Source organism: Spongiactinospora gelatinilytica (genome assembly GCF_003236385.1).
GTDB classification, from domain to species: Bacteria; Actinomycetota; Actinomycetes; order Streptosporangiales; family Streptosporangiaceae; genus Spongiactinospora; species Spongiactinospora gelatinilytica.
Genome location: NZ_POUA01000035.1, coordinates 21,840 through 32,421, shown reverse-complemented (window position 1 = coordinate 32,421; position 10,582 = coordinate 21,840). Strand labels below are relative to the sequence as shown.

Annotated in this window: 7 protein-coding genes; 6 read left to right on the top strand and 1 reads right to left on the bottom strand. The window is 71.0% G+C overall.

What is annotated here, in order from left to right:
• The coding region (locus C1I98_RS42665) for an ACT domain-containing protein (RefSeq protein WP_497844314.1) at nt 1–265 on the bottom strand (265 nt) is incomplete at its 3' end.
• A 272-nt stretch (nt 266–537) separates the two neighbouring features.
• On the opposite strand from C1I98_RS42665, the gene C1I98_RS07335 reads away from it, so the two are divergent.
• From C1I98_RS07335 to C1I98_RS07310, 6 genes are all read left to right on the top strand, one after another.
• Nucleotides 538–1,515, top strand: coding sequence for an alpha/beta hydrolase (locus C1I98_RS07335; protein ID WP_111166314.1), 978 nt, complete (start codon nt 538–540; stop codon nt 1,513–1,515).
• Between the two features lie 83 nt (nt 1,516–1,598).
• Nucleotides 1,599–2,573 carry a LysR family transcriptional regulator gene (locus tag C1I98_RS07330; protein WP_111166313.1) on the top strand — a complete coding sequence of 325 codons (975 nt, stop codon included), beginning with the start codon at nt 1,599–1,601 and terminating at the stop codon, nt 2,571–2,573.
• 128 nt (nt 2,574–2,701) lie between these two features.
• A complete protein-coding gene (locus C1I98_RS07325) occupies nt 2,702–5,956 on the top strand; it encodes a M28 family peptidase (RefSeq protein ID WP_111166312.1) in 3,255 nt (1,084 codons plus the stop codon).
• 222 nt (nt 5,957–6,178) lie between these two features.
• Complete coding sequence (locus C1I98_RS07320) at nt 6,179–8,278, top strand: N-acetylneuraminate synthase family protein (protein ID WP_111166311.1); 2,100 nt, start codon at nt 6,179–6,181, stop codon at nt 8,276–8,278.
• A gap of 31 nt (nt 8,279–8,309) precedes the next feature.
• Nucleotides 8,310–9,296, top strand: coding sequence for a glycosyltransferase family 2 protein (locus tag C1I98_RS07315; protein WP_111166310.1), 987 nt, complete (start codon nt 8,310–8,312; stop codon nt 9,294–9,296).
• A complete protein-coding gene (locus C1I98_RS07310) occupies nt 9,293–10,582 on the top strand; it encodes a polysialyltransferase family glycosyltransferase (RefSeq protein WP_111166309.1) in 1,290 nt (429 codons plus the stop codon). The genes C1I98_RS07315 and C1I98_RS07310 overlap by 4 nt, the downstream gene beginning before the upstream one ends.

Sequence of the window (10,582 nt, the reverse complement as noted above, 5' to 3'; positions counted from 1 at the left end):
GCGTGATCCACACCCCCTCCACCGACACGCCCGGAAGCCCGGCGAGCCGGTCCCGCATGTGGGCGCACACCGGCTCGTTCCGCCCCGCCTCCGGCCCGTCGCCGGAGACGGGCCAGGCGACGGTGAAGTCGTCCACCGCCCTGCCGCCCTCCCTGCCGAGCACCGTCACCTGATGGATGTCCGCGCCGATGGTCCCGAGCGCCCGGGTCACCTGTCCGAGCGCGCCGGGACGGTCCGGCAGCGAAATCCGCAACCGCAGCAGCATTGGCAATCACCCCCCACCTTGACACCAAACACTCTTGGAAGAGGGTTTCAACCCTGTTCTGGGTAAATGTCGGCAGTGATTCGCCATGAATGGGCCGGAGCCGGCTTTTGGGCCCCCTGGACAGGCGTCGGCGCGGCCGATCCGGTCACAGGGGGTGGAATTCGGCGCACGGGCCGGTACGATCATGAGCCCGGCGCGCACGGCCGCCGTACTCGCCCCCGGACTTAGGGCGGGCCGGCGTCCCACGCGGGAAGCGCCCGAAGGAGTCGGCGTTGAGGTCCCTGCGGATTGCCCTGATCATTGTGACCGCCCTGCTGGCCGTCGCCGCCACCGTCTCGGTCCTGCGCCACGAACTGGGCGGTGGCGAGCCTTCGGCGGAGATGTCCGAGGCCATGGCCGTGCCCGCGGTGCCCACCGTCATCGATCGGTTGAAGGCCGGGGAGCGCGGACTGGACCTCGCCGTCCACTCGCCGGCGCTCGGCCGTACGGCCTCGGTGCGGGTGCTGCTGCCCGCGGGCTGGCGGCCGGGATCGGGCCCGTGGCCGGTGCTGTACCTGCTGCACGGCTGCTGCCGCAGCGATCACGCGAGCTGGGCGGAGGAGGGCGGCGCGGAACGCCTGACCGCCGGCGCGCCGATGATCGTGGTCATGCCCGAGGGCGGCCGGGTGGGGTTCTACTCCGACTGGCTGGACGGCCCGGCGTGGGAGACGTTCCACATCCGGGAGCTGATTCCGCTGATCGAGCGGGAGTTCGGGGCGGGGCCGCGGCGCGCGGTGGCCGGGTTCTCCATGGGCGGGCTGGGCGCGATCGGCTACGCGGCCAGGCATCCGGGCCTCTTCCAGGCCGCGGCGGCCTATTCGGGGGTGCTGGACACCACCGGCGACCGCGCCGCGGTGCGCTCGCTCGTCAGCGAGAACGGCGAGGACCCGGCGGGCCTGTGGGGCGGCCTTTCGTCCCATCCCCGGATCTGGCAGGAGCACAACCCGGCCGAGCTGGCCGTACGGCTGCGAGGGGTGACGGTGTACGTGTCCTGCGGCGACGGCGAACCGGGGCCGCTGGACCCGCCGGGCGCCGCCGCCGACTACGAGGGCGCGATGCTCGCCCAGGCCAGGGCCTTCGCCCGGCGCGCCCGCGCGGGCGGCGCCAGGCTCACCACCGACTTCTACGGGCCGGGCACGCACACCTGGCCGTACTGGGAGCGGGCGCTGGGCCGCTCGCTGCCGCTGCTGCGCGCCGCCGTCGGCGCGTGAGGATTCCAGTCGATCATGTACGACGTGGAAGGCGGCACGAATTGGGCCTTAATGAAAAGGTTCTTTACTATTAACCTGACAAGGTGGACTTAGAAGTACGGCACCTACGTGCGATCTGTGCGATAGCCGACTGCGGAAGCATCTCCAAGGCCGCGGTCCATCTGCGAACGTCGCAACCCGCCCTGGCGGCGCAGTTACGCAGAATCGAGCGGATGTTCGGCGGCCCGCTCTTCGAGCGCGGAAGGGAGGGGGCCCGCCCGACGCCGCTCGGCGCCTGGGTGCTCCTCCGGTCCCGCTCGATCCTCCCCGCCTTCGACGAACTCCAGCGCGACGGCCGCCGATACACCGGTCAAACCCTCATCCGGGTGGGCTGCGCGCCGACCCGGCTGGCCATCCACGTCTCGGAGTGCCTGCACCGCCTGGCGGGGGGCACGAGGGTCGCGATGCGGACCGAGGAGGCCGTGGACGTCCTGCCGGAGTTGCTCGAGTCCGAGCGGCTGGAACTGGCCGTGCTTCCGGACTATCCGGGGCACGAACTGGCGCCGCGGCCCGGCGTGGCCTACTCGGTGATCGCGGTGGAGCCCATGTTCGTCGGGCTGACCGCCTCCCACCCGCTCGCCGCCCGGGAGGAGGTGGAACTGGCCGACCTGGCCGACGACGAGTGGACGCTGCCCGCGGTGGTGGAGAACGGCCATCGTGAGCACTTCCTGGCCGCGTGCGCGGTCAAGGGGTTCTCTCCGGTGGTCTCCTACTCCCTGCACACCAGCGTGGCCCTGGGAATGATCGGGGCCGGGCGCTGCGTGGGCATGTTCCAGGCCACCAGCAGGGAGTCGCCGGGCATCGTCATCCGCCCGGTGGCCGGCACGCCGCTGCGCCACCGGCACGTGCTCGGCTGGACCGAGCACGGCCCGATGGCGGGCTTCGCGGCCGACCTGGTGCGCAGCGTCACCCAGGCGTACTGGGCGGACGCCCTGAACGCGCCCATCTACGCCTCCTGGCTCAAACGGCACGGACCGCTGCCACAGCCCGCCCACAATGCCGCCCTTTCAGTGCCATAACCCCGTGTTATAACGCCCACATGACATAGCGCCACGTTATGGAAACCTGTGGGGTTACTACTTCCCGGTGCCGGGTGCGAGCCTAACTCGCACCCGGCCGGGCTCCTTCTCACCCCCCAAGGAGCCATGTGAAACCCAAGCTCAGGCTTGGCGGCGTCGCCGTGCTTTCGGCGGCCGCCTTGACCCTGTCGTCTGTGTCCGCGCCGACATGGGCGTCGGACGTCACGCAGAGTGAACGTGCCGTTGCTGCGACTCAGGAGGCGCAGCGGGCACCGGCCAACGCCGCGGCCCCGAACCCGGAGCAGCGTGTCAAGGCCCTTTCGAGCGCGCAGAGCGCGCTCATCGTGCATGCCGACGAGCTGAAGCTCGCCGAGAGTGATGACCTGCAACTGGAACGGGCCATCACCGGCACCGCCGGCGTGCAGTACCTGACCTACAAGCGGCTGCACAAGGGCCTGCCGGTGTACGGCGGTGAAGTGATCGTCACCACCGACGCCTCGGGTCAGACCGTCCATGACGTGACCACCGGCCAGCGCACCGAAGCGTCGGTGACCACCACCCCGCGCGTCACCGCCGACCGGGCGGCCACGACCGCGCGCAAGCGGCTGACCAAGGTCGAGTCCGTGAGCACCCCCACCCTCGCGGTGCACGCGGCGACCAAGACGCCGCGGCTCGCGTGGGAGGTCGTCGTCACCGGCGCCACCAAGGACGGCCCGAGCGTCCAGCACGTGTACGTCGACGCCGTCAACGGCAAGGTCGTCGACGCGTGGGACGACGTCCGCGCCGGCACCGGCAACAGCTACTACAACGGCAACCCGGTGCAGATCCAGACGTCGGGCTCCGGCAGCTCGTACTCGATGACCGACAACACCCGCTCCGGCCTGCGCTGTGGCGGGCAGAACGGCAGCGCGTACACCGGCAACGACGACAACTGGGGCACCGGCGGCGGCACCAACCTGGAGACCGCCTGCGTCGACGTTCTGTTCGCGGCCCAGAAGGAATGGGACATGCTCCGCCAGTGGTTGAACCGCAACGGGTTCAACGGCTCCGGCGGCGCCTTCCCCGCGCGAGTCGGCCTCAACCAGGCCAACGCCTTCTGGAACGGCCAGTACACCAACTTCGGCCGTAACCAGGCCAGCACCAGGCAGGCCACCGCGATGGACGTCGTGGCCCACGAGTACGGCCACGGCATCTTTCAGTTCTCCGGCAGCGGCGGCTCCGGCTCCGGCAACGAGACCGGCGGCCTGAACGAGTCCACCGGCGACATCTTCGGCGCCCTGACCGAGCACTACGTGAACCACCCGGCCAACCTCGACGAGCCCGACTACCTGGTCGGCGAGGAGATCGACCTGGTCGGTCGCGGCCCGATCCGCAACATGTACAACCCGAACGCCCTCGGCGACCCGAACTGCTACTCCTCGCAGATCCCGAGGACCGAGGTGCACGCGGCGGCCGGACCGCAGAACCACTGGTTCTACCTGCTGGCCGAGGGCACCAACCCGCCCGGCAAGCCTTCGAGCCCCGTCTGCCGCGGGGCCTCCAACCTGACCGGCATCGGCATCCAGAAGGCCGGCCAGATCTTCATGGGCGGCCTCAACGCCAAGACGGCGCCCTGGACCCACGCCAAGGCCCGCATCGCCACGCTGAACGCCGCCAAGTCGCTGTTCAACGGCAGTTGCGCGGAGTTCCGGGCGACCCAGGCGGCCTGGACGGCCGTGGACGTCCCGGCGACCAACGACCCGACCTGCACCGACACCGGCGGTGACGACTTCTCGGTGTCCGTGCAGCCCGGGGCCGGCACCATCCCGGCCGGCGGCGGGGAGGTCTCCACCACGGTGACCACCGCGGTCACCCGCGGCAGCGCCCAGTCGATCACCCTGCGTCAGCCGACCGGCCTGCCCACCGGCGTGACCGCCACCTTCAACCCGGCGACCATCACGGCCGGCCAGAGCTCGACGCTCCGGCTGACCGCCACCGCCGCCGCCCCGGCAGGCACGCACAACATCCAGTTCGTCGCCGACGGCACCGCCGTTGACAAGCAGGCCGGCTACGCACTGACCATCGGCCGCACCGACCCGCCGGGAGCTCCGGACATCGCGGTGGCCAACGTGCAGGCCCACCTGAGCCAGCTTCAGTCGATCGCCCAGCAGAACGGCGGCAACCGGGCCTCCGGCACCGGCGGCTACACCGGTTCGCTGAACTACATCAAGGGCAAGCTGGACGCGGCCGGGTACCAGACCCGCATCCAGAACTTCACCTACGGTGGCGGGCAGCACCAGAACCTGATCGCCGACTGGCCGGGCGGACCGACCAACCAGACGATCATGCTGGGCGCGCACCTGGACAGCGTCAGCGCCGGTCCGGGCATCAACGACAACGGCAGCGGCTCCTCCGGCCTGCTGGAAGTCGCGCTCGCTCTGGCGGGCAAGAACCCGACCATGAAGAAGCACGTCCGCTTCGCCTGGTGGGGCGCTGAAGAGCAGGGGATGCGCGGTTCGACCTACTACGTGCAGAACGGCGGGTCGTCCGGAGTCGATGCCTACCTCAACTTCGACATGATCGCCTCCCCGAACCCGGGCTACTTCGTCTACGACGACGACACGGCCTTGCAGAAGCTGTTCAACGACTACTTCGCCACTCTCCAGATCCCGACCGAGCGTGAGACCGAAGGCGACGGCCGCAGCGACCACGCTCCGTTCAAGAACGCGGGCGTGACCGTCGGCGGGCTGTTCACCGGCGCGTCGAGCGTCAAGTCCGCGGCGCAGGCACAGAAGTGGGGCGGCACCTCGGGCCAGGCGTTCGACCGCTGCTACCACTCCGCATGTGACAGCTACCCCGGCAACATCAACACCACGGCCCTCGACCGTAACTCCGACGCCATCGCGGTCGCCCTGTGGGCCCTGGCGGTCGGCGGCGGCCCCCAGCTGCCGGACGACTACTCGATCTCCGCGGAGCCGTCCTCGGCTTCGGTGGAGCCCGGCGGACAGGCCACCACCAACCTTCGCACCACGGTGACCTCGGGTAACGCGCAGGCGATCACGCTCTCCGCCGGCAACCTGCCGGAAGGCGTGAACGTCACCTTCAACCCGGCCAACATCACCGCGGGCGGGTCGTCGAGCGTGACGATCACCACCTCGTCCGCCACGCCGCAAGGCACGCACACCATCAACCTCAGCGCCGACGGGACCATCGCCGACCACTCGGTCTCCTTCAGCCTCACCGTGGGCAGCGGCCCCGGCGAGACGACGTGGGAAGCGTGGAAGTCGTACACCGCCGGCCAGGTGGTGACCTACCAGGGCGTCTCCTACCGGTGCCTCCAGGCGCACACATCGCTGCCTGGATGGGAGCCGCCGAACGTGCCGGCCCTGTGGGCAGCCTCGTAGCTCCCGCCTGATCGGTACGGCTTACGCCCCGTCCGCACCAGCCCCATCGGGGGGTGGACGGGGCGTAAGCATGTCCTGGGGCGGATCGCCGTCCCGCGAACGCCCCACGGCGTACGGCACGGAAAGTTAACAAGGGCGATGCGGAGCGTTCAGCTCCAACACCCCCGCCCGGTCACCCTCGTGGCTAGTTTCGGAGCACCCCCGGCTCAGCAGCGTTCCGGCATGCCGAACACATTCCACGAGGAGTCCATTTTGCGAGTACTGGCCGTTGTCCCCGCCCGCGGCGGCTCTGCGGGCGTACCGCTCAAGAACCTGGCGAAGGTGGGCGGCATGCCGCTGGTGGCGCGCGCCGTGCGAGCCTGCGTCCGGGCCGGGCTGGTCGACGAGGTCGTGGTGAGCACCGACCACGCGGGTATCGCGGACGTGGCGCGGGAGGCCGGGGCACAGGTCGTCGAGCGGCCGGCCGACCTGGCCGGCGCGACCGCCTCCAGCGAGTCGGCGGTGCTGCACGCGCTGGACGAGCGCGCCGCCGCCGGGCAGCAGGAGCCGGAGATCGTGGTCCTGGTCCAGTGCACCAGCGCCTTCATCGACCCCGCCCACCTTGACGCCGCCATCGGCAAGGTCGCCGGCGGCGAAGCCGACGCGGTGTTCTCCGGCCTCGCCACCCACGAGTTCCTGTGGAGCACCAGCGGCGCGGGCATCAACCACGACCCGGCGGTACGCCGGCGGCGCCAGGACCGCGAGCCGCAGTACCGCGAGACCGGCGCCTTCTACGTGATGCGCACGGCCGGGCTGCGCGAGCACGGCCACCGGTTCTTCGGCACGGTCGCCGTGCAGCCGGTCGATCCCGGTCACGCCATCGAGGTGGACGGCCCGGCGGACCTGGAGCTGGTACGCGCGCTGGCCCCGTTCGTGGACGTGCCGGAGCCGCTGGACGTGGACGCCGTGATCACCGACTTCGACGGGGTGCACACCGACGACCGCGCCTACGTCGACCAGGACGGCCGCGAGACGGTCGCGGTCAGCCGTTCCGACGGCATGGGCATCGCGCTGCTGCGCAGGGCCGGCGTCAAGATCCTGGTGATGTCCACCGAGCACAACCCGGTGGTCGCCGCCCGCGCCCGCAAGCTCGGCGTGCCGGTCCTGCAGGGGCTGGCCGACAAGCGGACGGTGCTGCGCGACTGGCTGGCCATCGAGGGCCTGGACCCGGCGCGGGTGGCCTACGTCGGCAACGACGTCAACGACCTGGGTCCGATGGGCGAGGTCGGCTGGCCGATCGCGGTGCCCGACGCGCACCCCGAGGTCCGCGCCGTCGCGCGGGTCGTGCTCAGCCGCGCGGGGGGCGCGGGAGCCGTACGTGAGCTGTGCGACCGGGTGCTCGCCGCGCGTCCGCAGGCCGACGGCACCCTGGACGTCGCGCCGGTCGCCGCCGGTGTGCCGCCCCGCTCGCCGTCCGAGGTGCTCATCGGCGACGTTCCGGTGGGCGCCGGCCGGCCGGTCTACATGATCGGCGAGATCGGCATCAACCACAACGGCGACATCGACATCGCCCGCAGGCTCATCGACGTGGCCGCCGACGCCGGCTGCCAGGCGGTGAAGTTCCAGAAGCGCACCCCGGAGATCTGCGTCCCGCTGGAGCAGCGCGGCCAGATCAGGCAGACGCCCTGGGGCGAGATGACGTACATGGAGTACAAGCTCAGGACCGAGTTCGGCACCGACGAGTACACCCAGATCGCCAAGTACTGCGAGGAGCGCGGCCTGCAGTGGTTCGCCTCCCCGTGGGACGTGCCCTCGGTGGAGTTCCTGGAGAGCATGAACGTGGTCACCCACAAGGTGGCCTCGGCCTGCGTGACCGACCTGGAACTGCTGCGCGCGCTGGCCGCCACCGGCAAGCCGATCATCCTGTCCACCGGGATGTCCACGCTGCCGGAGATCGACCGGGCGGTCGAGGTGGTCGGCACCTCGCGGCTGATCCTGATGCACTCCACCTCCACCTACCCCCTCCCGCCGGAGGAGGCCAACCTGCGCACGATCGTCACCCTGCGCGAGCGGTACGGCGTGCCGGTCGGCTACTCCGGCCACGAGCGGGGGCTGCAGATCTCGCTGGCCGCGGTGACCCTGGGCGCGGTGGCCGTCGAGCGGCACATCACCCTGGACCGCACGATGTGGGGCTCGGACCACGCCGCCTCGCTGGAGCCGGTCGGCCTTGAGCACCTGGTCCGCGACATCCGTATCATCGAGACCGCGCTCGGAGACGGCGTCAAGCGCGTCTTCCCCGGTGAGGAGGCCCCCAAGGCCCGCCTGCGCCGCGTCACAGTGTGAACCACCCCGGCCACCGCCACGAAGGACAGCCTTGATCACCCTCTCTGTCATCGTGCCCATCCGCGACGGGGAGGCGTATCTCGCCGACGCCCTCACGTCCCTGGCCAGGAACGCCAGACGGGACTTCGAGTTCATCGTGGTCGATGACGGCTCGGTGGACGGCACGGGGGCCATCATCGACGACTTCCGGGGGGAGCTCCCCGGACTGTCGGTGCTGCGCAACCCGAGCCCCGTCGGCCTGGCCGACGCGCGCAACCTGGGGCTGTCCCTGGCCTCCGGCCGCTACCTGACGTTCATGGACGGGGACGACTGGCTCGCCCCCGGCTACCTGAGCGACCTGGTGGCGGCCATCGAGGCCCTCGGCTGCGACTTCCTGCGCGTGGACCACGTACAGGCCGAGGGCCGCAAGCGGGTGATCCACCGGGCGCCGCAGGCCCGGCGGGGCGTGGTGCTCGACCCTCGCGACGGGATCATGCCCGCGGACATCAAGACCATGGTGGACTACCCCTACGCGTGGGCCGGGATCTACCGCAGGGAACTCGGCGACCTGCTGCAGTTCCCCGGGCACCTGCACACCGCCGAGGACCGGCCGTGGATCTGGCGGCTGCACCGCCACACCCGGTCCTTCTCGGTGGTGTCGCTGCACGGCCTGTTCTACCGCCGGCTGGTGCCCGGGTCGCTCACCCAGGTCGGCGACGAGCGGCAGCTCCACTTCTTCGACGCCTTCGACCTGATCTTCAAGGATCTGGCCGACGAGCCGCAGTACCTGCCCAAAGCGGTGCGCATGATGTGCGCGCTGCTCGCCCACCACCTGGAGCTGCTCGACCGTTTCACCCCCGAGCTGCGCGCCAGGTTCGTCGAGCGGGGCACCGACGCGCTGCGCCGGCTTCCCACCGACCTGCTCGCCCGGACACTGTCCCATCTGACGGGCGAACGCGAGGACGCGTTGCGCGCGCTGGTCCCCGAAGTGCCCCGTCTTCCCCCGTCCCGTTACCGGCCCGCACCGGAGGACGCATGATCCAGGTCTTCTACGCCTCGACCCTGTTCGGGGCGATGACGCTGGCCGCCGCGATGGACAGCGGGCGGTTCGGCGAGCACGAGGGCAACCGGCGCATCCTGCTGGTGTCCAACAACGCGGCCATCCCGGAGGTCGCGACCCCGCTGGACCAGACACCGGGCTTCGCCGCCCTGCGCGCCCGCTTCGACGAGGTGTGGTCGTGGAACGAGCTGGTCTCCCCGCTGCACCCGTCGGACTGGAAGGCGCGGGTCATCGAGGTCCCGATGCTCAGCCGGCTGATCGCCGCGCACCTGTCGCTCGGCGACGGCCCGGCCGAGCTGGTGGTGGAGTCGCTGGCGGTACCGCCCGCCCGCACCATCGCGGGCCTGATACGCGAGTGCCCGGTCACGGTCTACTCCGACGGCCTGATGAGCTACGGCCCGACCCGCAACCCGCTGCCACTGGAGATCTCCGGCCGGCTGACCCGGCTGCTCTACCTCGACCTGGTGCCCGGCCTTTCGCCGTTGCTGCTGAGCGAGCACGGCGTGCCCGCCGAGGCCCTTCCCGGCAGTGCGTTCACCTCCGTGGTGGACCAGGTGGCCGAGTACTGCCCGGACGACGTCGAGGGCGATGCCCTCATCCTGGGCCAGTACCTCTCCGCCCTGGACATCGTGACCGCCCAAAAGGAGGCCGACCTGCACGCGTCGATGCTGCGCGCGCTGGCCGCCAGGGGGCATGAGCAGGTGGTGTTCAAACCGCACCCGGCGGCCGGGCGCAGGCACGCCCAGCAGCTCCGGCAGGTCGCCGACGACCTCGGCGTACGGCTGGCGGTGGCGGGCGAGGCGGTCCCGGCGGAGGTGTGCGTCGCGGCGCTGAAGCCGTCGCTGGTGGTCGGCTGCTTCTCCACGGCGCTGCTCACCGCCAAGCGGTACTTCGGGGCTCCGGTCGCCACCATGGGCAGCGAGCTGGTGCTGGAACGGCTCACGCCGTACGAGAACAGCAACCGCATCCCGGTCACCATCGTGGACGCCACGGTGCCCCGGCTGCTACCCGACGGGTCGCTGCTGGACGCGGCGTTCACCGAGCAGCAGATCACGCCGCTGATCCATTCCGTCGGCTACTGCATGCAGAGCACGGTCCTGCCCGGACTGCGCGACACCGCCGCCGCCTACCTGGCGGAGGCGGGCGCCGGACCGTACTTCAAGCGGCAGCGCCTGTCGGCGCTCGAACTGGCGCCGGCCGAGGCCCGGCTGGGCGCGGGCGCTCTCGCCCGCCTGCGCCGCAAGCTCGCCCGCGCCCTGCCCTGA

Excerpts from the sequence above, each read along its gene's own strand:
- C1I98_RS07320 (WP_111166311.1), top strand. The coding sequence starts at position 6,179 with ATGCCGAACACATTCCACGAGGAGTCCATTTTGCGAGTACTGGCCGTT.
- C1I98_RS07310 (WP_111166309.1), top strand. The coding sequence starts at position 9,293 with ATGATCCAGGTCTTCTACGCCTCGACCCTGTTCGGGGCGATGACGCTG.